General features: G+C 60.4%; 19 protein-coding genes and 1 pseudogene. 14 read left to right on the forward strand and 6 right to left on the reverse strand.

The window, feature by feature from the left end:
- The first annotated feature begins 491 nt into the window (after positions 1–491).
- Both BW990_RS20545 and BW990_RS20550 read left to right on the forward strand, forming a co-directional pair.
- Complete coding sequence (locus BW990_RS20545) at positions 492–1,934, forward strand: DUF6880 family protein (protein ID WP_083950755.1); 1,443 nt, start codon at positions 492–494, stop codon at positions 1,932–1,934.
- Between the two features lie 226 nt (positions 1,935–2,160).
- Positions 2,161–2,481, forward strand: a pseudogene (locus BW990_RS20550) (transposase); the annotation flags it as partial.
- Between the two features lie 158 nt (positions 2,482–2,639).
- Here BW990_RS20550 and BW990_RS20555 read toward each other — a convergent pair.
- Entirely contained in the window at positions 2,640–3,506 is an 867-nt protein-coding gene (locus BW990_RS20555) for a LysR family transcriptional regulator (RefSeq protein WP_076451328.1), read from the reverse strand.
- A gap of 123 nt (positions 3,507–3,629) precedes the next feature.
- On the opposite strand from BW990_RS20555, the gene BW990_RS20560 reads away from it, so the two are divergent.
- Entirely contained in the window at positions 3,630–4,214 is a 585-nt protein-coding gene (locus BW990_RS20560; RefSeq protein WP_076451329.1) for a GNAT family N-acetyltransferase, read from the forward strand.
- Positions 4,215–4,685: 471 nt separating this feature from the next.
- Here BW990_RS20560 and BW990_RS20565 read toward each other — a convergent pair whose 3' ends face one another.
- The gene (locus BW990_RS20565) at positions 4,686–5,612 is read right to left on the reverse strand and encodes an isoaspartyl peptidase/L-asparaginase family protein (protein ID WP_076451330.1); all 927 of its coding nucleotides are present in this window, start codon (positions 5,610–5,612) and stop codon (positions 4,686–4,688) included.
- A 178-nt stretch (positions 5,613–5,790) separates the two neighbouring features.
- On the opposite strand from BW990_RS20565, the gene BW990_RS20570 reads away from it, so the two are divergent.
- The 5 genes from BW990_RS20570 to BW990_RS20590 all read left to right on the forward strand — a co-directional run bounded on the left by BW990_RS20570 (position 5,791) and on the right by BW990_RS20590 (position 13,433).
- A complete protein-coding gene (locus tag BW990_RS20570) occupies positions 5,791–6,687 on the forward strand; it encodes a cyanophycinase (RefSeq protein WP_083950757.1) in 897 nt (298 codons plus the stop codon).
- Entirely contained in the window at positions 6,674–9,322 is a 2,649-nt protein-coding gene (gene cphA, locus BW990_RS20575; protein ID WP_076451331.1) for a cyanophycin synthetase, read from the forward strand. The genes BW990_RS20570 and cphA overlap by 14 nt, the downstream gene beginning before the upstream one ends.
- 127 nt (positions 9,323–9,449) lie before the next feature.
- Complete coding sequence (locus BW990_RS20580; RefSeq protein WP_076451332.1) at positions 9,450–10,748, forward strand: ATP-grasp domain-containing protein; 1,299 nt, start codon at positions 9,450–9,452, stop codon at positions 10,746–10,748.
- Between the two features lie 102 nt (positions 10,749–10,850).
- On the forward strand, positions 10,851–12,833 hold the full coding sequence (locus BW990_RS20585) for a CocE/NonD family hydrolase (RefSeq protein ID WP_143526312.1): 1,983 nt from the start codon (positions 10,851–10,853) through the stop codon (positions 12,831–12,833).
- 378 nt (positions 12,834–13,211) lie between these two features.
- A complete protein-coding gene (locus BW990_RS20590) occupies positions 13,212–13,433 on the forward strand; it encodes a GFA family protein (RefSeq protein ID WP_268794350.1) in 222 nt (73 codons plus the stop codon).
- Positions 13,434–13,668: 235 nt separating this feature from the next.
- On the opposite strand, the gene BW990_RS20595 is transcribed toward BW990_RS20590, so the two are convergent.
- Both BW990_RS20595 and BW990_RS20600 read right to left on the reverse strand, forming a co-directional pair.
- Positions 13,669–14,634 (reverse strand): zinc-binding metallopeptidase family protein, encoded by a 966-nt coding sequence (locus tag BW990_RS20595; RefSeq protein ID WP_076451334.1) that lies wholly within the window; start codon positions 14,632–14,634, stop codon positions 13,669–13,671.
- An 850-nt stretch (positions 14,635–15,484) separates the two neighbouring features.
- The gene (locus BW990_RS20600) at positions 15,485–15,721 is read right to left on the reverse strand and encodes a hypothetical protein (protein ID WP_076451335.1); all 237 of its coding nucleotides are present in this window, start codon (positions 15,719–15,721) and stop codon (positions 15,485–15,487) included.
- A 152-nt stretch (positions 15,722–15,873) separates the two neighbouring features.
- Here BW990_RS20600 and BW990_RS20605 point away from each other — a divergent pair, with 152 nt between their 5' ends.
- Positions 15,874–16,608, forward strand: a complete 735-nt coding sequence (locus tag BW990_RS20605) for a Crp/Fnr family transcriptional regulator (RefSeq protein WP_076451336.1) — start codon at positions 15,874–15,876, stop codon at positions 16,606–16,608.
- 806 nt (positions 16,609–17,414) lie between these two features.
- Here the strand turns inward: BW990_RS20605 and BW990_RS20615 are convergent.
- Together BW990_RS20615 and BW990_RS20620 are read right to left on the reverse strand one after the other, a co-directional pair.
- Positions 17,415–17,768, reverse strand: a complete 354-nt coding sequence (locus BW990_RS20615) for a hypothetical protein (protein WP_076451338.1) — start codon at positions 17,766–17,768, stop codon at positions 17,415–17,417.
- A gap of 56 nt (positions 17,769–17,824) precedes the next feature.
- Positions 17,825–18,250 (reverse strand): hypothetical protein, encoded by a 426-nt coding sequence (locus BW990_RS20620; RefSeq protein ID WP_076451340.1) that lies wholly within the window; start codon positions 18,248–18,250, stop codon positions 17,825–17,827.
- Positions 18,251–18,586: 336 nt separating this feature from the next.
- On the opposite strand from BW990_RS20620, the gene BW990_RS20630 reads away from it, so the two are divergent.
- The 5 genes from BW990_RS20630 (at position 18,587) to BW990_RS20640 (ending at position 21,576) form a co-directional block, all read left to right on the forward strand.
- Positions 18,587–18,853 carry a hypothetical protein gene (locus BW990_RS20630; RefSeq protein WP_076451343.1) on the forward strand — a complete coding sequence of 89 codons (267 nt, stop codon included), beginning with the start codon at positions 18,587–18,589 and terminating at the stop codon, positions 18,851–18,853.
- A 43-nt stretch (positions 18,854–18,896) separates the two neighbouring features.
- Positions 18,897–19,241, forward strand: a complete 345-nt coding sequence (locus tag BW990_RS20635) for a hypothetical protein (protein ID WP_076451345.1) — start codon at positions 18,897–18,899, stop codon at positions 19,239–19,241.
- A gap of 321 nt (positions 19,242–19,562) precedes the next feature.
- Entirely contained in the window at positions 19,563–19,769 is a 207-nt protein-coding gene (locus BW990_RS21695; RefSeq protein ID WP_143526310.1) for a hypothetical protein, read from the forward strand.
- 180 nt (positions 19,770–19,949) lie between these two features.
- Complete coding sequence (locus tag BW990_RS21700) at positions 19,950–20,753, forward strand: hypothetical protein (RefSeq protein WP_143526311.1); 804 nt, start codon at positions 19,950–19,952, stop codon at positions 20,751–20,753.
- 283 nt (positions 20,754–21,036) lie between these two features.
- The gene (locus BW990_RS20640; protein ID WP_076451347.1) at positions 21,037–21,576 is read left to right on the forward strand and encodes a hypothetical protein; all 540 of its coding nucleotides are present in this window, start codon (positions 21,037–21,039) and stop codon (positions 21,574–21,576) included.
- Positions 21,577–22,528 lie beyond the last annotated feature (952 nt).

Raw genomic sequence — 22,528 nt, forward strand, 5'->3', positions numbered from 1 at the left:
TGCCCATCTCCAACCCCCATATCTGCCATGCAGATAGGGAATCACAAATCAAGCCTCATGGGAATCCTGAATCAGAAAGCTCGCAACCCGCTCTAAAGGAGGTCCGCAAAACAGCTTGACGGGCGTCAGCGCATGCGCGGGGTGTCGTGACAGGTTCAGAATGGAAAAACCTGTCGGGTCGCGAGTTGCAGATTATTCAGGTGCCCCTTCGTCGGGAAGGGGCCATTTTTGGTGATCGGCGGCAGAACAATCGCATGGTTGGAGGGGCTACGCGACGTATGACCGGCAAAATACTGCCTTCGGTCGAATTTGGGGCTTGGGTGAGGGTTGCTGGCAAGAAAACCGCGTCGAGGATGATAGGTCTCAGCCTCAGCCGTCGTAAGCGCTTGCGTGCCTCATCGTGACACGACGTCCCTATGCAACATTGCCGGCACCAGGGCTGTATGGCAGGTCCTTTTGAGTCTTTTAGAAAAATGATGGCCCCCTGAATAATGTCCAAAAAGACCCTGAACACAGCCAACCTCGAAAGACAGGGTGCAGAGAAGTTGGCTTCGCTCGTCATGGATCTTGTGCAGGGCAGCGCTGCCCTGCAGCGTCGCGCCCGGATGGAACTCAGCGCGGCTCAGGGGCCCAAGGACGTCGCGACCGACCTGCGCAAACGCTTTGCCTCATTGCGCAGGTCACGCAGCTTTGTGGATTGGCGGAAACAGAAGGCACTGGTCAAGGAACCGTGCGGTATCCTTGCGATAATCGAGACATCCGTCGCTCCGCATGATCCGAATGAGGCCTTTGAGCTGCTCTGGTCCTATCTTCTCCTGGCTTCGTCGATCCATGACCGTACCGATGACAGCAACGGGGCTGTCGGAGATGTCATGAGCGACGCCGTGGACCTCATTGAACAGCTCTCGTCGCGGGTCGACGTCGGGGGCGAAGCGCTCGCAGAGCGTATCCTCGAAGCCGTGGCCGACGCGGGATACGGGGAATTCGATGGTATCATCCCGGCCACTTCCGTGGCGCTTGGGACCGAAGGGCTGGAACATCTCAAGCGGATCACCGCAGAGTGGCAATCGGCTCCGCCCAGCCAGGAGGACATCGAGCAGTATCAGGGCTTCGGGCTGCAGTCGTCGCCAGAGGACAGCATCCGGCGGAACAAGGTTCTCACGGCGTCGGTCATCCTCGCCGATATCGCGGATGCACAAGGCGATGTGGATGCCTACATGGCGCGCTATTCCGCAGAACAACTGACCTATGCGACCATCGCGCCCGACGTTGCGCGCCGACTGCTGGACGCGGGACGCCCTGAGGAAGCGCATGACATCATATCCCGCGCCCGATCAGCGGATGCGGCCAAACCGTTCCGCATAATCGATCCCGACCTCGACGAGGTCCTTGAGGCCTGCCTCGAGCAGCTGGACCGAACAGACGATCTGATGGCGCATCTCTGGGATGCCTTCGAGCAAACCCTCAGCACGCGACCTCTTCGAAAATACCTGAGTCGGCTCCCGGATTTCGATGATATCGAGGCCGAGGAAAAGGCGCTTGACCTGGCTTCACGCCACTCCGATCTCGACGCAGCGTTGAGTTTTCTTGTCGTCTGGCCAGCACGTGATCAAGCGGCAGCTCTTGTGCTGGCGCGGAACGAGGATCTGGACGGCAATCATTATGAGCTTCTATCGGCTGCCGCGGACGCTCTCGAAACCGATTATCCCCTCGCCGCCACGCTCCTGCGGCGCAGCATGGTTAGCGATACGCTGGACGGGGCCAAATCAAAACGCTACCGGCATGCGGCGCGTCATCTCGCCGAATGCGCCGCCACCGATGTGATGATTGATGATTACCGGACTTTTCCAACGCACGCGGACTTCGTTGGAAGTCTCAGGAAGAAGCATGTGCGCAAATATGGTTTCTGGCAGTTGGTCGATACATTGAACTGAATATCATAGCTGGTGGCGAGATCAATAAATCCCACCCAACCGTGCGTTTCAAACTGGTGCCAAAATGTTGGCAATCTGCAGAAAAGGGCGGATTGCGGACCTTCGTGGCGCGACGCACCAGGGTCCGGTTTGCGGACTATTTTGTTGAAAAACTCACGCTTGATCGAGGGACATGCCGCTGATTCAATTCTGCCCAAGGGCGGGAGGAATGGCGATGATGGGACCGAGGCAGGAGGCGCAGGCCTGTCCGTCCAAAGCCAAGTGCTGCCCCAACGCCGACGCCAGAAAGATAATCGGCGAAGAGAACGAAGACGCCGGCCAGGTCGCCCGAGATATCGCGAAGACGCGCCAGTACGACATATCGATGAAGCTCAGGAAGAAGGTCGAGATGCTCTTCGCGCACCTGAAGCGCATCCTCGGACTGGGGCGGCTACGATTACATGGCCCATGTGGCGCAAACGACGAATTCCTGCTCGCCGCCACCGCCCAGAACCTCAGGAAACTGGCAAAGATTTTTCCTGCCCCGCAGCAAACGCGAAAAGCCTGATCAGAAAGGCCGCGGCCCGCTCTTCAGGGCGCGACTTTCTGCGCCAGCAACACGCTGTTTTTCCGAGGAATCCGGACCACAACGGGCGTACGCGGCGCGTGCACGGGCGTCCGGTTTCAGGCAAATGCCGCTCGTTTCTCGCCGCCCAAGTTGTTCGCTCATTCCGAGCGCTTTCCCGCAAGCAGATTTGCATTTTCGGTGAATATGTCCTGCAAAAAATCAATAACTGCGCGGATGCGCGGTGCGCGGGCCATCGACAGATGGACTTCGGTCCAGGCCGTCTGAGTCCAAACGGGATTTGGCAGAACGCGTTTTAACGTGGGGTCCGTGTCGCCGACGAAGCAATCGAGGATACCAATTCCCACACCCGCCCGGACCAACTCGTGAATGTGACTTTCTGTGCTCGCCCGAGCGACAATCGTGCCATCCGGAAAGCTATCCGCCAGAATGCGGGCATAATCCGAGCCTTCGTATTCTCTTGGAAGCCCGATCAAATTCAGTCCTGGGCCAAACTGCGATCCTTTCGTGGAATAGGCCGCCTGCACCAGCGTGCCAAGCCGTCGTCCGACTGAATCGGGGTGCCGAGGTTCGCGGCTGCGAAGCGCTATGTCCGCCTTGCGCCGTGACAGATCCGCGAAATCCAGATGCGAGGAAAACGTGATCTCCAGGCCGGGGTATCGATCAAGAAGACCGGGAAGCTGCGGAATGATCAAGTGATTGAAGATCGCATCCAATCCGGAGAGCCGCACCGTGCCATCGATCCGCTGATCTGCGCCTTCGATCTCGTTCTGCAGTGCCTGCGCGTCAAGCTCCACTTGTTCGGCGAGCGCAATGACCCGATGACCCGCTTCGGTCGGGACGAAGCCGCTGTTCAATCTGTCAAACAGGCGCGCCCGAAAGGCACCTTCGATGGCGGCAATCCTACGGCCGACGGTCGTAGGATCTTTTTCGAGGTCGCGGGCCGCGCCGGCGAGCGTTCCTGTCTTGGCGACAGAGAGCACGACTTTCAAATCGTTCCAGTTCATGCCTGCAGTTTTGCAGCATGATGATGCATTTGCATCAGTTTTTTTGCGGCATTGCGTCTGGCACGCTTGTGGGTGACTGGCGGCCTCGATGGTCTCGGCCGCCTCCGACATAAGGAGATCGAAATGTCACCAATTTCCGCCTTGCACGCTCACGAAGACGACATATCGCGTGTGGTTTCGACGCTTGTCACCGCCTTTGTGGATGACCCGTTCATTCGGTGGATGTTTCCGGAACCCCAACGGTACCTCGCCGCATTTCCCCTCGTCTTGAAGTACTTTGCAGGCGCGGCCTTCGAAACCGGAACAGCCTACAAGAGCGAAGATATCAAAAGTGCAGTGCTCTGGTTGCCACCCGGAATTTCCCCTGATGAACAAGGTCTTGGGCAGGTGCTCGAAGAAAACATCGATGCCGAAAGACAAGCGCAGGTCTTTGCTGTCATGGAGCAGGTCGGCGCTGGACATCCCGAAGAAGCGCACTGGTATCTGCCGGCCATGGGCGTCGATCCCCGGGTTCAAGGCCGTGGATATGGTGCCGTGTTGCTGGGCGAGAGCCTGCGCAAATGCAAGACGACCTGCAAATTGGCTTATTTGGAATCGACCAATCCGAAGAACATTCCGTTTTATCAGCGCCACGGCTTCGATGTGATCGGCGAGATACAGATCGACGGATCGCCGGTTTTGACCCGAATGCTCCGAGATAGCCCCTAAATTCGCTTGATGGCGGCGGACCCGAGTGAAGTCCCTTGATCCATCGTCACACGCTGCCAGCTTCGGCGCAGGTTTTCGGACATTCGAGCACAGGCCATCGGAAAGTTTCCCTGAGAAAGAGAGGCTACACAAATTGACCAGCTGCCATCGGTAATGAGCTTGACGTCGCATAGGCAGACCACAACGGACCTGGCCTTGGAGATTATATGGTGGAGAGAGCACACGAAGTTCGGCGGAATCCGTACATTCGCTATCAGTAAGAGCGACCTTGCTCGCGTTCCCGGAAGAAGACATTCTCACGTCATTCTTGCGAGCATGTCGTAGCCTGCGGAATGAAATCGCCGATCAGCTGGAAGAAAAAACACTCAAGGCGTCGCGCGACATATTCGACGCAATGATCACTCCGGGGATAGGAGAAGTCACTTCCAGCGACGTTTCTGCCGGATCCTGCTCAAACCGCCTTGTCCGGCATCAGTAGATGTTCGTCTCGCGCGCACCGTGCTCGACGCTCCAGCCGCGATACATGCCTTCGCAATTAAAGGGCGCCGCGAAGCTGCCGTCCGCAGCGACCGCGATCAGTCCGCCGGAGCCGCCGATCGCGGTAAGATCGTCTTGAACCACCCCGGCGGCTGCTTCGTGAAGAGAGGCCGAGACCAAGCGCATCCGGGCGTCGATCTCGTGCGCAACGGCCAGTCGCAGGAAAGCTTCTCCGTCACCGGTGGCTGAGACGGCGCAGCTTCGGTTGTCGGCGAAGGTGCCCGCGCCGATGACTGGGGTGTCGCCCACGCGGCCGGCGCGCTTGGCGGTCATTCCGCCGGTCGAAGTGGCGGCCGCCACCGAGCCGTGCCGGTCAAGCGCGACGGCGCCCACAGTGCCGTGTCGGCGACTGGGATCGTCATTCAGCCTACCGGTGCGCTCCATCTCGAGCGTCTCCTGCAGGCTGTTCCAGCGCGCTTGGGTGAAGAAGTACGCGTCCTCCTCGAAAGGCAGCCCGGCCTCGGTGGCGACGGCCTGCGCGCCTTCACCCATCATCAGCACGTGTTCGGTCCGCTGCATCACCGCGCGGGCGGCGCGGATTGGGTTGCGGGGGCCGCAGATGCCGGCGACCGCGCCTGCCATCCGGTCGCGCCCCTCCATGATCGCGGCGTCCATTTCGTGCCGACCGTCGCGGGTGAACACCGCGCCGCGCCCCGCGTTGAACAGCGGTTCGTCCTCGAGCGCGCAGACCGTCGCCTCGACCGCGTCGAGCGCGCTGCCATCGGCGGCCAGCACGGTCTCGCCGACGGCCAGGACCCGGTCGAGCGCCGCGTGATAGCGCGCCTCGGCTTCGGGCGTCATAGCATCTCGGGGGAGCACCCCGGCGCCACCATGGATCAAGAGAGTGAAGCCGCCAGTCATGTTGCACCTCGTGCAAAATTTCGGATAGGCATCATCCCTCGTACCAAAGACCTGCCGAAACAAGTGGCAGTCTGCGGCGCAAAGATCAAATCTTGCGACAATGGGCTGTTGCGTACACGAAATGTTGGTAAGCTAAGCCACAACATCTTGGGCATCGCCCCCAATTCAGGACAAATTGATGGACATGTCGGCAAAGGTTACCAAGGGTGCTCCGGAAACCGGCCCGGCGCCGCGGCGCACCCGCGGCGCGCTTGTCGCCATTGGCGGAGCCGAGGACAAGACCAACGAGATCGGCATCCTGCGCCATGTGCTGGCCCTGTCGATCACGCCCGGTCCGGTGGTGGGCGTGATCACCACCGCCAGCAGCATTCCTGACGACGTTTTCTCCGCCTACGATGCAGCGTTCCGCACAATCGGCGCGTCGGATGTGCTTGACGTGCGTGTGCGCGACCGGATTGGCGCCAATGCCTCGAACGTGATCGAGATGATCGAGCGGTTGGACGTCCTGTTCATCTCGGGCGGCGACCAGATGCGATTGACGCATGTCTTAGGCGGCTCGCGAGCGCTCGACTCGATCAGGAGACGACACGAGGCGGGGATGGTTATTGCCGGCACGAGCGCGGGCGCGGCCTGTCAATCGTCGACTATGGTGTATGGCGGCGCGGCCGACGATGCGCTGCGCAAGGGAGTCGTCAAGATGTCGGCCGGTTTCGGTTTCGTGGATGGCGTGATCATCGACACGCACTTCCTGGAACGGGGACGGTTTTCACGCCTGATGGAGGTTGGCGCGACCAACCCCGAGTACCTCGGCGTCGGGCTCGGAGAGGACGCGGCAGCACAGTTTGACGGCGATCTGATCCGGGTCTTCGGCTCCGGTCACGTGATCCTGGTTGACAGTTCGGACATCAGCGGGTCGAATGTTTATGATCTCGCCGAGGGACAAGCCGTTGCGGTTTCCGGCGTGAAAATGCACGCGCTGGTCGACGGGTATGGATACTGCCTCACGGACCGGCGGGTCCTCGGGCCGGACGAGCTCGAGGCACAAGGCCTGGAGCATAGGATTGCATATTCTTGAACACCGCGCGCTGCGCGGCCCGAACTATTTTAGCCGCTACCAAGCAATCTACATGCGGCTCGACATCGCCGATCTTGAGGACCGACCGAGCGAAAAGGTGCCCGGGATCGTGGACGCCCTCAGGGCGCTGATACCCACCATCTATGAGCATCGCTGCTCGGTCGGTGAACCGGGAGGTTTCCTGCAGCGCGTAGCCAACGGCACCTATGCAGGGCACATGGTCGAACACGTCGCCATCGAGCTGCAGAACCTGGTGGGCTTTACCGTGGGGTACGGCAAGACCGTGGACAGCTACGACCGCGGCATCTACGACGTCGTCTATCGCTACCGCGACGAGGCGACCGGAATTGCGGCGGGAGTGGCGGCCGTCGAGATCGTGCGCAAGCTGTATGATAGCCAGCCGGTCGATCTGCAGCCGCATATCGACCACCTCAAGGAAGTGCGCGACGCCAACGCGCTGGGTCCGTCGACGGGCTCGATCGTGAACGCGGCCAAGGCGCGCAACATCCCGTGGCACAATCTAACCGAAGGCACCAGCTACACCCAGTTGGGACATGGCAAGAAGCAGCGCCGGTTCCAGGCCACGGTCACGGACGCGTCGGGGATCATCGGGCACTCGATCGCCGACGACAAAGACTGGACCAAGCAGATTCTGGCAGATGCGGGCGTGCCCGTGCCGCGGGGTCAGACATGCTATTCCTTCGAAGAGGCGCGGGCCGCCGCCGATTGGATCGGCTGGCCGGTGGTGACCAAGCCGCTATCGGGCAACCACGGCCGCGGCGTGACCACCGATATCGCCTCGGTCGGTGATCTGCGCTCTGGGTACGACGCTGCGGTATCGCGGGCCCGCGACGATTACGCTGGCGTGATCGTCGAGAGCTACATCAAGGGCGAGGATCACCGCATGCTGGTGATCGGCGGCAAGCTGGTCGCCGCCGCGCGGCGTCGCCCCGCACATGTGACGGGCGACGGCACGCACACGATCCAGCAACTGATCGACACCGAGAACAAAGATCTGCGGCGCGGCGTCGGACACGAGAACCTGCTGACCCAGATCGACGTCGACGACCAGACCCGGCGCATGCTGGATCAGGCGGGGCTGGCGCTTGACACCGTGCTGCCCGAGGGCGAGATCGCCTTCCTGAAATCGACCGCCAACATCTCGACCGGGGGCACCGCCGCCGACTTGACCGACGAGGTCCACCCCGAGGTCAAGTTCGCGATGGAGCGGATCGGCCGATTGGTCGGTCTGGACGTCATCGGCATCGACCTGCTGTGCCAGAACGTTTCGATCCCGCTGGACCAGCAGCCCGCTGGCGTGGTCGAGGTCAATGCCGGTCCGGGGTTCCGGATGCATATGGCGCCGACCCACGGCACGCCTCGCCCGGTGGGCGAGCACGTCATCGACATGCTTTTCCCCGATCCGACCGACGACGGCCGCATTCCGATCACGGCGATCACCGGTACCAATGGCAAGACCACGACTACGCGTCTGACCACGCATATCCTGCGGCAGGCTGGCTGGTCGGTAGGTATGGGCTGCACCGGCACGGTCGAAATCGACAACAACGTCATCCTGCGCGGCGATTACTCGGGGCCCGCGGCGGCTCAGGCTGTGCTGCGCGAACCCACCGTGGAACATGCCGTGCTGGAAGTCGCACGCGGCGGCATCATGCGCCGCGGCCTTGGTTTCGACGAGGCGGATGTTGGAGTGCTGTTGAACATCGCGTCCGACCACCTTGGCGAGCGCGGAATCCACACCCTCGACGAGCTTGCGCGTTGCAAGACCGTCGTGGTCGACGCGGTCAAGCGCAAGGGCGAGGGGGGCTATTGCGTACTGAACGCCGACGATCCGCTGGTGATGGACCAGGGCACTTACTGGGCACGCGGCGAGATCATCTATTTCACCATGGACCCGGACAATCCCGCGCTCGTCGACCACTTGGCCGGGTTGGGGATGGTCCTGACTGTGAAGCAGGGAAAGATCGTGCTGCTGCGCGGCAAGGTCACGGTCGACATCGTCGAGGTCAACGACGTACCCATTGCCTTCGAGGGGCACGCGCCCTTCAACGTGCAAAATGCGATGGCGGCGGCAGGCGCAGCCCTGGCACATGGGATCGAGATTGACGATATCCGCGCCGGACTGCTGACCTTCCATCCAACGCCCGCCCAGATGCCTGGTCGGACGAATTACTTCGAGGCCGACGGCGTGCGCTGTCTGATCGATTACGGCCACAATGTACCCGCGCTGGTGGCACTGGAACCTCTGGTCCGGGGCCTGGGCACGCAGCGCAGGATCTCCGTCTCGACCGCGCCAGGCAATCGCCGCGATGAGGACCTGCAAGCGCTCGGCGCGCAGCTCGCGAGGATGTGCGACACCGTCATCGTCTATGAGACCGACGCGCGTGGCCGCGAAAAAGGTGAGGTCGCTCGACTGATCCGCGATGGTGCGGCAGCCCAGGGCGGAGCCGACCGGGTCGAGATCATCATGGACGAGGCCGACGCCGTCGACCGCGCGATGGATATCGCTGAGCCCGGCGATTTCCTGCTGCTTTTGGTCGATGACATCGCGGGCACCACCGACCGGCTCAAGGGGCGCAGCTTCGCCACCCAAGCCAAGCTGGCGCAGACCTGACGCGGGCACCGGTCCTTGGCCTGTGCGCGGGTCAGGCCCGGCCCAACCTCCACTTGCGCCGGGCGGCCCGTAGCACGAAGCGCCCGCCCGGCCCACCCACACACTTTCGTCTCGGGAGGGCGCAAACATGACCAAGCACGTATTCGTCATAGGACTGAACGATCTGAACGCCGAACGGCTGAAACGCCTGCGGGGCGTCGAAGATGTGAAGTTCCATCCGCTGCTGAGCCCGGCCCAGGTCTCGGAGACGCAGGATTTCGATATGCCCGCGATGTTGGCCGAAGCCGAGGCAACCCTTGACGCACATGACGGATCGATCGACGCGATCGTAGGTTACATCGACTTTCCCGTTTCGACCATGCTGCCGATCCTTTGTAAGAAATACAGCACGCCGCAGGCGTCGCTTGAAAGCCTGCTAAAATGCGAGCACAAGTACTGGTCGCGCAGTGTGATGCTCGAGGCGATACCTCACCACATCCCGAAATTCACCGCCTTCGACCCGTTCGACGAGACCGCCCTGTCGAAGATCGGCGAGGCTGACCTGCGCTTTCCGTTCTTCGTCAAGCCGATCAAGTCGTCGGGCTCGCGGCTCGGGTTCCGCATCGACAGCCCTGAGGATTTCGACTTTGCCACGGAAAAGCTGCGCGCCGAGATCCGCTCGATCGGCGAGCCGTTCGACCATGTCTTGAGCTTGGCCGAGATGCCTGACGATATCCGCGCGGTCGAGGGGCATTACTGCATGGCCGAACAGGTGATCGGCGGTCGGCAATGCACCGTCGAGGGCTACGTATATAATGGTGAGACCGTGCCCTACGGAACTGTGGATTCGATCCGCTACCCACAGGTTCTAAGCTTTTACTATTACCTTTATCCGTCGCAGCTCCCACCCAAGGTCCAGGATAAAATGTGGGAAATTACGCGCAACATCATGGCCCATATCGGCTATGACAATGCAGGCTTCAACATCGAGTATTACTGGGACGAGATACAGGACAAGATCTGGCTGCTCGAAATCAATACCCGCATCGCGCAGTCGCATTGCGACCTCTTCGAGATGGTCGACGGCGTCAGCCACCAGCAGGTGACCGTCGATCTGGGCCTCGGTCGCAAGCCGGACCTGCCGCACCGGGAGGGGCCGCAAAACGTGGCGGCGGAATTCTTCTACCGCGTGTTTTTCCGCGACGCGACGATTTCGCGCGCGCCATCGCGGGCGGAAATCGAGGTCGCCGCCGAACAGGTCGAGGGCACGCGCATCAGCTCGTATGTGTCGAAGGGCATGAAACTGTCCGAACTGCCCGAGCAGGACGCTTACAGCTTTGCCGTCGCCTCGGTCTGGATGGGGGCGACCAAGCAGTCGAAGCTGCTATGGAACTACGAGCAGGTGATGAAACGCCTGAACTACGAATTCACGGACATCGTCGAATAGCCTCGGATGGACTTCCCGCTCGAGTAAGACGATACGCCCCCTTGGGCTCAGCGATTTTAGGCAAGTGAGCATATGAAGATTGACACCGACCTTCCGCGCCGTGTGCGCGAGATCGAGCATATCGAGATCCCGATGCCCGACGGCACGCGGCTGGCTGCGCGCGTCTGGCTGCCCGAGGATGCGGACCAAACCCCGGTTCCGGCGATCCTAGAATACATACCGTATCGCAAGAACGACAAGACTCTGGAACGCGACCACGCGCGCGCGCCATGGATCGCGGCGCGGGGCTATGCCTATGTTCGGCTGGACATTCGCGGCAGCGGCGAATCCGAGGGCCTTATGACCGATGAATACACGTCGGCGGAGCTTCAGGACGGCTGCGATGCCATTGCTTGGATCGCTGAGCAGGCTTGGTGCGATGGCGGCGTCGGCATCGTCGGCATTTCGTGGGGTGGCTTCAACGGGCTGCAACTGGCCGCCTTGCAACCGCCTGCGCTGAAGGCCGTGGTGTCGATCTGTTCGACCGACGACCGCTATGCGGACGATATCCACTACATGGGTGGCGCATTGCTGTGCGATCACCTGTCCTGGGCCTCGGTGATGTTCGGGATCAACACGCTGCCGCCCGACCCGGCCCATGTGGGCGAGCGCTGGCGCGAAATGTGGCACCAGCGGCTGGACGAGTCGGGATTGTGGCTGGACGAATGGCTGCGCCATCAGACCCGCGACGCGTTCTGGAAGCACGGCTCGGTCTGCGAGGATATCGGCGCGATCAAGATCCCGGTCTACGCGGTGTCGGGCTGGGCAGACGGGTATTGCCGCGCCGTGTTCCGGCTGGTCGAGACGCTTCAGGCGCCGGCCAAGGGCATCGTCGGGCCGTGGTCACACAAATACCCGCATCTGGGCGAACCCGGACCTGCCATCGACTGGCTGACCGAGGAAACCCGCTGGTGGGATCACTGGCTGAAGGGTGTCGATACCGGCATCATGGATGAGGACCCCTTGCGCCTTTTCCTTCAGGATCATGCCAAGCCGAGCGGCCATTACGCGCAGCGTGCCGGCCACTGGATCACGGAACCGGCCTGGCCATCGCCGAACATCGACCGCCAGGTTTTCTCCTTGGGTACCAATGGACATTTGGGTGGCGACGCGGAGCCCGATGACCGGCTGCAGGTAGCCTCTCCGCTATGGGTCGGGTCGCATGCGGGTAAGTGGTGTTCGTACGCCAAGCGGGGTGACCAGCCGGGTGACCAGCGGCGCGAGGACGCCGGAAGCTTGGTTTTCGAGACGGCGCCGCTCGCCGAAGACACGCATATTACGGGCGATGCGACCGTGACGCTGACCTTCCAGGTGGACCGCCCGGTGGCGCAAGTCGCAGCGCGCCTGATGGATGTGGCCCCGGACGGCGCGGCCACCCGCGTGAGCTACGGCGTGCTGAACCTGACCCACCGCGATAGTCACGAGACGCCCGAGGCGCTGGTCCCCGGCGAGACCTACTCGGCCGAAGTCGAGATGAAGCACGTTGCGCAGACTTTCCGCGCCGGGCATCGCATCCGCTTGGGTTTGTCCAACTGCTATTTCCCGATCATCTGGCCGGCGCCGGAACCTGTGACCCTGACCCTGATCCCGGCACGCTGCACCCTGACACTGCCGGTGCGCACCGGCGATCTGATGGTGCCCGACCGCTTCGACCCGCCCCGGGCGGCGGAACCGCTGGAGGTCGATTATGACGTCGAGCCGCATTCCGGGTGGAGCGTCACCGAGGATCGCAACACCGGCCGCGTGGTAGTCGAGTCCTTCGACCATGAGGGCGCCGCGCGCATCACGCCGCATGATCTGTTCCACTCGGCCGACGTGCGCGAACGCTACTCGGTGCTGCCGGACAACCCGTTGTCAGCCGAGGGGCAGGTGGTCTGGATGCACGAGATGTCGCGCGGCGACTGGTCGGTAAAGTCGGTGACGGACACAACCTTGATCTGCGACCGCGACGCGTTCCACATCGCTGCACGCCTGCGTGCGTGGGAGGGCGAAGCGCTGGTTCGCGACCTTGAGTGGAAGCGGTCGATCCCCCGTCACCTTGTCTGAAGGGGGCTTCGCCAAGCATCGACGGCGGGTGTTCAGTCGGTAAGACCACGCCTCGTGTTTCGGTACGAGCTCTCGCACATCAACCGAGATTGGTCGGACCTGCCGCGTTTTTGGGCGGCTGGTAAGGACTCCAGTCGAATAGCAGGCGTTACGTTAACACGTCGGCTTTCTTCAACTGATCCGTTCGGCATCGACCGTTAACAAGCAGCCCAACGCAAAGCGATGGTGCCCATACGAGGTTAAGGCTCGGGCGGTGTGTTCGCCCGAGCTTAGTTGCTCGCAACCTGTGATCATAGCGCTTCAAATGGCGCGCGACTTTGCCTTGGGGGCGTTGGTCTCGACAGGTATAGGACAGCCAAGGGCTGAATTTGGAGAGAAATCTTCTGCGCCGATAGCGGCTGCCGCCGTTGTCTGAGCTTCTGTGGTGACTGCGGTACGCGCATCCATGCACAAACGCCCGAGGAACCGGACGCGTTCTTTGGGCTTAGGGTAGGCACAGTCCGCCAACGTCATCTGCTTGCGCCGAAACAACAGGTTTGGTGCCGGTCTGCGCAGCCTTGGGCGCTCGATATTCCGACGATTCCACGCAAAGAAATTTAAGATCGTTAGGACCAGTAGGTATTGAGGACATGCAATCCGGAGTGGCGACCTCCTCCGCACTGCGGAGCTCGACCTGCTCGGCGTTGCTGAAACATGTCGCCAACGTCTGCTTCGGGGATGCTGCATCGCGGCGAACGATGCCTCGGCGAATAACGGCTCTGGGCCGCCTCAATACCCTCTCCCGAAGATGAAGCAGATCGAACCCAGGCTGCAGGCTTGATATTACATCAATCCTTTACCATCCCTGAGCGCCCCTGCGCAGCCAATCATGGACGAAGGCCAGTTTGCTCCGGGCGGCATCCGAAAGCGCGAAGGGATAGATGTCCGAAAGCCCCATCGAACGGTTTACGTGGTTGACGCCGGCGACGAGCGGGGCGGCGATACGGATCAGACGCTCGGCATCCGGTTCCGAATAGGGATCCCATCCAGGGTATGGCAAATCCGGTGAAGAGAAGCCCGCTGCGGCGATGCTGTCGACTATGTCGGTCAGGTGCAGCAGGTGCGCGGCGGTTTCGGCCCAGTCCTCGTGCGGGTGCGCGGACGCGTAGGTGGTTATGAAATGCTGCCTCCAGTTGGACGGCGGGCCGATGCCGTAGTGGCGTTGCAGGGCCGCCTGATAATCCTCGCGTTCGTCGCCGAACACCGAACGAAAGGCCTCGAGGAAATCGGCGCGCAGGCTCAGACGCCACCAGAGCATATGCGAGATCTCGTGGCGCATATGACCAATCATGGTGCGATAGGGCTCCTCCAACGCCTCGCGACGGGTCGTTCTGAGCACCTCGTCGGCCTCGGCCACGCTGATCGACACCACTCCGTTCGCATGACCCATGGCGACCGGGGTCGGGCCTTCGGCCAGCATGTGAAACATCGGACGCGTCCCCGGGTCCTCGGGGCGGAACCAGTGCCAGCGGCCGAGATTGTCGAGCACCCAACGCTTCGCTGCCTCTGTCTGGGCCCAGTTCGGGATTGCATCGGGGATCGTCGTGTCCGGAGCCAGCACCGTCATGGCACAGGATCGGCAAAAGTTGCCCTGCTCCGGCGCGATCCAGTTGCATCCGATGACCTCCCGGTTTGCGCAGAAAGGCGGCATCGGAATAAACGCCCGTGCCTGCGGGTCGTATGCGACAGGGGTTCCGTCCGCCGTGGCGAGGTTGTCGAACCAGAGCGAACCGGCCCCGAGAGGGTTGGAAAATACGCGCATGCAGGACAAGCTCCTTGGGGTTTCCGCGTCAGCGTAGACGTTTGACCGCTTCAACGCGATGCGGTCGGCGCCATAAGTGACAGGGCGCTGATAGATGCCTCGGATTTTGCTCATTCAGGTGCCATGCAGGACGCTTTGCCCATCTGGCCGGAAGCTCCGGCGCAGAGAGGAAGGGGTGATGCAAACGCCCACAAGTCTCGTGTTGCTTAAGTGTGGCCGACTTCCTTTGCCAATGTTGGAAGAAGGGCCTTTGTCGATGCAGCTTCGTGGCGCAGCGATTACCAGTGGCTGGAAGGATTTGAGCTGGGTAGCAAGCGCCTCCGGACGGCCGGAAGGTCCCGCACACCGGCCGCCTCGGCGGTTCTCGGACCCTGCGGTCGCGATGTCCAATTCAGAGAGCCGCATCGCAGCATCTGGTTTGATGGTTGGATGTCTCGTTCGGGCCGTTCACTTCACCCAAGAGATGCAGAACGAGCGGTGAGCAGCTTTTAGCTGCGCGTCCCATGAAGGACCACGTGGGGACTTGGCAGTGAAGCACTTCGATCCAATAGTCTCTTCCTCGATAGATACGGCAAGACAAAACCTCGATGTTCGTGATGTACCCGAGAACACCTCGACGATGAAACAGGATGAAAACGGAACGAGGGGCCGGAATAAAAAGGGGCGCCCGTAGGCCCCCATGAAATTGCGTTAGGCGGTACGCATAATCAGTGCTGCGCGTGCGCGCAGGTAATTTTCGAATTGAACGGCATCCGCGCGCCCATCGGGTTTTCCCGAAACAGCCAGTCATGCCAATCGTAATGCGGCATGACGCCCTGCGCCTCGTCACCGGAGACTGAACGGGATGGCGTCACGTGCGACGTACCGAGTTCCCGCCTGCGATGATGGTATTGATCATGTCGGCGACCTCTCGGTGAACAGCGGTTTCCGCCTCGGTGCCGGCCACGTTCTCGTGACTTGCTGCGGCGTCGCGGAGAACGCCGACGATTTCGGTCTCGGGTAGCAGTCCATGGTCGTTCATCGCAAGCAGGAGCGCCTCGCAGATGGACAAGGCGGCCAGCCCGGCACGGTGGTTCGATCTTGACATATGCGCTGTTCCTTCTGTTCGCTTCACGATAGAGGCCGGTGACATGGTTCGATGCGTTCACGCTTATCGCAGAAAATGCTTTATGCTGGACTGATTGACAGCAGTCCCCCGAGCAATTCCAGCCTGCGTAACCCCACGAGGCGATCTCTATCATGCGATCCACCGAGACCAGCCCGCTGACCCGCAAGCTTTCGGTCTTCGTCGCGTTGTCATATGTCGAGCTCGCTGTACTTGACCGCCTTCACACGCGTAGACGTATCTTCCCCGCAGGGCGCGACATGGTGCATCAAGGCCAGTCTTCGCGGGCCGCCTTCATATTGTCTGCGGGGTGGGTGTGTTCCTACAAGCTTCAACCTGACGGGACGCGACAGATCGTTGACTTCCAGATCCCCGGGGATTTCCTGGGTCTTCGCAGCGTTCTGCTTCGGACCTCCGATCACAGCTTCGAGCCCGTGATGGACATCGAGGCATCGGAGGTTCTGGACAAGGATCTGCTGGATGCGTTCGCACAGACGCCGCGGCTTGCCACGGCCATTCTATGGGCAGCATCCCGAGACGAGGCGATGGTGGTCGAACATCTCGTTGGGATCGGACGGCGCGATGCAGACGCGCGCATGGCGCATTTCCTGCTCGAGTTGGAAGCTCGGCTTGCTCTTGTGGGGTTGGCGGATTCGAACGGATATGAATGCCCACTTACGCAGTATCACCTTGCCGATGCGCTGGGTCTGAGCGCCGTGCACGTCAACCGTGTCTTGCGACATCTGCGGGAAGACGGGCTTCTGACGTTCCGGGATGGTCATGTGACGATCCACGACCATGACGCGTTGGTGAAGCTGGCCGGGTTCGACGCATCGTATCTCGACCAGACCGGACCGCTTCTGACGTGAAGGGCCGCCCTCCGGTGTAAAGAGGGCGACCCGTTCCTCGGACGATAGAAGCGGCGCCGGGACGCACTTGGTGTGTACCGAAATCCGCCTGGCGCGATCATTGGCCGTGATCGTCCCGTTCAAGAGCGTGCATTCGGACGACGACATCGGAAAGCGTGAGGGTTCCACACTCTGCGGCCGCCAGCTTCGCGGCCTTCTCCAGTCCCGTGCATGGCCGAATGATGTCAGAGGACTGGGAGGCGGTCGTTTTTATGCTTTGGGGATATATGGATTCTGCATGCCCGACGGCCGCAGAGGACGCGAGCAACATGACGGAACCCAGAAGCAGATTGAACCGTCGGGAAGTTGTGGCTGCGAGAGTTTTCTTGAAATGTGTCATGGAAAAATCTTTTCAGGAATGTCCAAGCGTCGGCGAATGCGGCGCGTCGGTCTGGAAAATGGCCAGTCCGGTGCAAGGATTTGTGGAGCTTGGAGCGGTGTCCCACCGGGGTCATAGTGGGTAGTTTCGATACTATACTGACGCGGATCCTGCCAGACTGATCCAGGTTAGCAACTTGAGAGGATTTGAGAGTGTGCCATCACGGATGACCCGAAAAATAAGAAGCGTGCCGACATGCCGACCTTGGTAAATCAGCAACTCAACACGCTCCTCGGGTACTCGGAAAAACTATGCCTCCAAATATTAGGCGGGCACGTTGTTATATTCACCAAGCCTGCCCCCTTCGCACTGATGCAAGTTAGTCCAGCAGCTTTGTGGCAAGAGGTATCGCGCTTCTTGGAGTGACAGCTCCACCACGAACCTGCGCTCATTGGATCGCGGTCTGCTGATGGGCGAGGCGCCGCCAGGTGCCGTCATCATGCAGATAGGTCGATGCGCAGAACGCATTGTGAAGCGGTAGGTCCGACTTCTCGGCGGACACGCGATAGACAAGCAAGGCAAGCGCACCGCGATGAATCGTCCGGCGGTCAGTCATCACCACCGAACGCCAACCCGTGCTTTGCGACGCGTGGCTCCAGATCTCGTCGCCTTGAAGGATTCCGGGCGGATATGGCAGGATCATCACCGCATCTTCTGCGGAAGTTGCGCGCGCATTATCTCGGCCGCTGGTCCAGAAATGCTCCTCCAGGTCCCAAAGCGTTGCATCCGTGGGACCGGACAAGGATGCGGTCTTCGGCTGCACATTCCCGTGCGCAACGCGAGATGCGGGAGAACGCGTCATTCGCCCACCCCAAGTGTTCCGGTGAACAGAAATTGTAACAGGACGAACAGGAACGCGAGGATTGTCCAAATCAGCGCGGTGGATTGTGGCAGACTATTTGCCGCCGACGAAGCTGCGGTCGCGAGCGCTTGGTGTTGTGGGGGCGCCGGAAGCAGCAGGCTCAGATGCTGAACGACTGGGCCAGGGTTCGAGGCAAGCGCGGGGACATCGCGGAACTTGGCTAACAGAAGCCCGAGGCGCGTGGCCGCGGTATCTCTGCCCAGCGCCACTAGGTCCGCGGTCTCTTTCCAGGGATCGAGATCGAGCCGAGCAAGCGCCGAGAGAACCGTCACAGTACGCCCTTTGCGGTCGTGCCCAACCGACGCGTAGAGAAAGCGTTGGAATTCAGGAGGATGCGGTTTCAGAACATTGGACGCAGTCATTGTCGCTCGTCTCCATGATTGACGTCGATTCCGACTTCGGTATGCCTTGCACCGAGGATGATCTCTGGACGCAAATGCTACAGCTCGTTTCGACAGACAATAATTCTAAAAGAGTTGATGCCGCGGCGCCCTTACACAGATCAGTCTTACCGATTGTCCTCAGCGCCCACTCATCCGCCGAAGGCATCCTTTTTGTTACGGACACTAACCTGGATCAGCGCCGACCGGATGAGATCGGCTTACAAGTGGGGTGATCGTTCGTCCGAATTGGCTCTGAAACCAGGGCATCGTCCGAGATCGTAAACGATCAGCTCCAAGACAACGCGGAGACAGGGCATGCACATGCGATCAACCACTTCGGTTGTGACGTTTTCCAATGCCTTCAAAATGCCCGGCTTTCAAACCGAACTGCCTGCAGGTGAGTACGAAGTTCTCGTTAAGGAAGAGCGCCTGCAAGGCGTCAGCTTCGAGGCATTTCGAAGAACGGCGACGTACCTGATGGTACACGGCAAGGGCCGTCATGCAGGTCGAACAGAGATGCGGGCCATTCACGAGCGCGACCTGAAGGAGGCGCTCCGGCGCGATCAGGCCGCATCCAGATAAACACGGAGAGCGAAGTGTCGCTTTCTTTACAGGAGATCTCGAAATGAACACTCCCGAATGGCTTAAACCCGGCATCTATGGTGCCGTAATCGGCGCTGTTTTTGTCGGTGTTGTCGGCTTCACTTGGGGCGGCTGGGTTACGGGTGGCACCGCGAACGAAAGAGCGATGGCGATGGCACACGGCGATGTCGTTGCTTCAATGGTGCCCGTCTGCGTCGACATGGCGCGATCTGACCCCGCTCGGACGGATAAACTGACCAGTATCCGGGCCGCTTCGACCTATCAAAAGCGCGACGCACTCATGGCGACGGGGTGGGCAACAGTGCCCGGATCCGAAGCGCCGGACAGGGACATAGCACAAGCTTGTCTCGCGGCACTTCAGCTCTGAGCCAAGCAAGACCTGCCTTGCTATCGGAGCTCCGGGAGATAGAGGCCATGTCACTGATGGCTCTGCAGGAAATCCAGCATTCCGAGGCGACTGATCTCGAACCGCGTGTCTTGGCGCGAAAATGAATCTTGCATTCACTGATCGCCTGAATGGCCAAGGCCGAAACGCGGTTAGTCGGCCATTTTTGCGAGCGGTTTGTAGAGCCGGTGCGCATGGTGGGACACGAACAAGATTGTCGCGAAAGTAACAATCATGCGGAATAGTCAATTCGCGCCGCAATGCTTCCTGGAATGGCGCGCGCCTCCATCAAGGAGCTTGAGCATGACCTATAATCAAAAATTCTGGCCACCGAAACGCGCAGACCGATCAGGCTTGTCCAAGGCGCCCGAATTCGTAGGCCATGGCATTGAAGTCTTTAAGAAGAATGGAATCTGGAAGGTGACGCTCGATGGTAAGTTTCGCGGCGATTACCATCAGGAAGAACATGCCTTGGCGGCGGCTGCCTTGCTGGATCGACCTCGTCGATAAACGTCCCAAGCGAACTTGCAGCCGATTAGAAGTAAAAACGCGGCTATTAACCAAGGCTTGCTAAAGAACGTCGATATAGACTGCTTGCATCGCCAAGGTCCGCGCGCACCCCTGAGCACGGGAACGCCTGGCCTTGATAGAATCAATGAAAACAAGACCGGTGCCTGGAAGGCGGAATATATGACACAGGATACGACTCCAATAAGGTCTCGGCTGAGGTGGCTCATCGCGCAGGTCACACTCATTGCTACTCTGATCGTCTGTCTCGCGGTGCCTGGTTTGGCGCAGGATGGCATTGGCACAATCCCACAAAACGCAACGGCGAGGTCCTATGGCGGCGGCTGGGATTGCGATCTTGGGTTCCGTTTGAGGGCAGGGGCCTGTTTTGAAATTCAACTCCCCGAGAACGCCCATGCGACTGGCCGGTCTTTTGGGACAGGCTGGGCCTGTCGCCGCGGATACCAAGAGGTCGACGGAGCATCCTGCGATCCGATCCCCGTGCCTGACAATGCCTTCTTGAGGTCTTCGGGTTATGGCTGGACATGCGAAAGGGGCTTCCGGCAGAAGCGCGAGGCCTGTGTCGAGATCATTCTACCAGACAATGCTTATTTGACGGGAGATGCGTCCGGTCCTGGTTGGACATGCGAGCGCGGGTTTTTTGCATCTGAAAGAGGCTGCCTCGCGATTGCCGTCCCCGAGAATGGCTATCTCACCAACGCAGGCTATGGGCCAGCCTGGGCTTGCGAGAGGGGATTCACCCGGACCGAAGGACGCTGCGACGCCATCGGCGTTCCGAAAAACGCCTTTCTGAATCCGGCCACCAATGGGCCGGGTTGGCAATGCGCGCGCGGCTACGCACCGCAAGGCGGGGCCTGCCTGGCTATCGACGTGCCCGACAATGCGCATCTCGACCTTTCGGGCAATCGGTGGCGCTGTGACCGAAGTTTTCAGCTTTCCAACGGGACCTGCGTCCTTGCCCGGTAGTTCCGAAACGCCCCAAAGGGGCCGCCCCGGCATGCGCGTCAGTGTTGGTTGCCATCTGCGATACAGCCTGGCTCAGCCGACCCCGATCATCGCGATGCTGAACGCGAGGCCGGCCAAGACGTCCCAGCCGGCGATGCACTTGCCTTGAAGGAGGTGCTCGAGGCCCCGTCATGCATCTGGTCCATTCCTCAAGGCAAGGTCCGGGGATGCAAAGTACGGGGCGCCCCCTTGATGAAAGCTGATCTGGATCAAACCGAGCAAGACCAAGAAAGAGGACCACCAGATGGAAAACCTGACCAGCAAGACTGTTGCCATCTTTTCCCAGCCCTTCAATGTGCCGGGATTTGACGAAACGCTCCCGGCGGGAGAATACGGGATCGAAACCGAACTGATGCCGCCTCCAAACCAGCGCGATCCCGATGCGTGGAAGGCTTCGGTGATTTTGACACTGCATCCCCGGACAACCCATCCCGGGCTGTCGAGGACGCTGTCCCTTTCGCTTGCCGATCTCGACTACGCACGCGCCCGAGACAAGCTGACGGGCAAAGAATTGTCAGACTTCTTCTTTGAGGAAATGCTGGCCGATCCGATGGTGCTTCTCGTCATGAAGGCTGACGGCGTCTCTGAAACTCAACTGCGAAACCATTATTCGGTGTGCAAGAAACGTCCGTCGATTTCGGGCAGTAATTCGCCGGCGAAGTCCTCGATTGGGCCCGGGCTATGGGACAAATCGTCAATTCAGGCCGCCGAAAATGAAGGTATGCCGCCAAGACAAGAGGGGGCGGCGTCTGGGCTGAAACGGCTCAACGCGGGACAAGTATGAAAGGGAAGAGGGCCATGGCGACCGTCAGAGCATCTGACATTACAGCCAAAAGGGTTTCGAGCGATGTCGCACGAGAACGTCGGTGCATGCGCTGTAACACTTCATTCTGGAGTGAAGGCTTTGGAGAGCGGATCTGCCGACGTTGCAAAGGCCTGCACGCATGGCGAAACGCCGTTCGCATCAGCACAGGCACGTCTCACCGCCATTGATAAGCTCCGGACCGAGGCGTGAGTTGTCCGCTTGGGAGCTTTTTCCAGAACTTTGCCTTACTCAGCACATAGGTCGTCATGGGTCGTTCGCGTCGGATGCGCTGCTCTGGCAGTGAGGGCGGTGAGCAGACCTTCGCTGCGGGATGGGCGCTGAGTATTGCAATCTCATCCTACACAGCGCCGGCACTATTGATCGGATCGTATGCAGGTTTCAGTGCAACCCGCGTCGGTCTGGTCTGGTACGGAGCCTATACGATCATCTGTGGCTCTTTTCTGTCGATTTGGGTTCTCGCATTTGCCCATGCTTTTTTTGGGTCAGTCAGCAGAGGTCTTCGTTCAGCGGTTTGGAAGCCGACCTTAGAGACCTCACAAAAGTCGACGACCAGCTTCAAGCGGCGCCCCTCCTCCGCGTCAACGGCAGCGAAGATCCATTCTCGCGCGCTGTGACCAACTCAGCTCACGGTTGGCTCCTTGGGGCAACCCGGACGATATCTTGGCAAACCCTCGAGGAGAGCCTCACTGATGCTTGCTGCCGTTCCGGACCGCCGAGGGGACAGCCGGATGCTCAATAAATGACTTCACTGGGCGTGCGAATGCCAGAAATACTGTAATGATGGAGGACATTATGCGCCAACATCGGAGCAGGTTGGCACATTCTAAACTGGGTTGCGACAAATCCCCTATCTTGCTGGAAAGCAAGGAGAATGGAATTGGCCCACACAGAACTGGATTTGCGTGAGAGG

Source organism: Roseivivax lentus, from assembly GCF_900156805.1.
Classification (GTDB): Bacteria; Pseudomonadota; Alphaproteobacteria; order Rhodobacterales; family Rhodobacteraceae; genus Roseivivax; species Roseivivax lentus.